Origin of the sequence: Pseudomonas sp. SID14000 (genome assembly GCF_002165135.1) — a bacterium.
Classification (GTDB): Bacteria; Pseudomonadota; Gammaproteobacteria; order Pseudomonadales; family Pseudomonadaceae; genus Aquipseudomonas.
Genome location: NZ_NFZQ01000166.1, coordinates 1 through 391, shown reverse-complemented (window position 1 = coordinate 391; position 391 = coordinate 1). Strand labels below are relative to the sequence as shown.

1 pseudogene is annotated in these 391 nt (G+C 73.1%); it reads right to left on the bottom strand.

Features of this window, described 5'->3' with window-relative positions:
• Positions 1-391 (bottom strand): annotated as a pseudogene (locus tag CAY82_RS26835) (hypothetical protein); the annotation flags it as partial.

Below are 391 nucleotides of genomic sequence, written 5' to 3'. Positions count from 1 at the left end.
AGACGCCTCAATGGTAGGCACCTCGGCGGTCGGCTTCTCCGTAGTGGGCTGTTCGCCGTCTGTCGCCTCGGCGGTCGGCGCTTCGGCGGTCGGCGCTTCGGCGGTCGGCGCGTCAGCGCTCGTCGCGTCGGCAACCTTCTCTGCCCCGGGCTCCGTGGCCTTCTCGGCCGCAGGCTCCACGAGGTCGTCGGCCGTGGGTTCAGCAGCCGCATCGGCCTTGGCCTCGGCAGCTGCATCGGCCGCGGGAGCCGTGTCGGCCTTGGCCTCGGCAGCCGTATCGGCCTTGGCCTCGGGAGCCGTGTCGGCCTTGGCCTCGGCGGGCGTGTCGACCGGCTCGGCACGCGGGTCGGCCTTGGGATCGACAGCGTTCTCGGTGGTCGGGTCTGCGGGC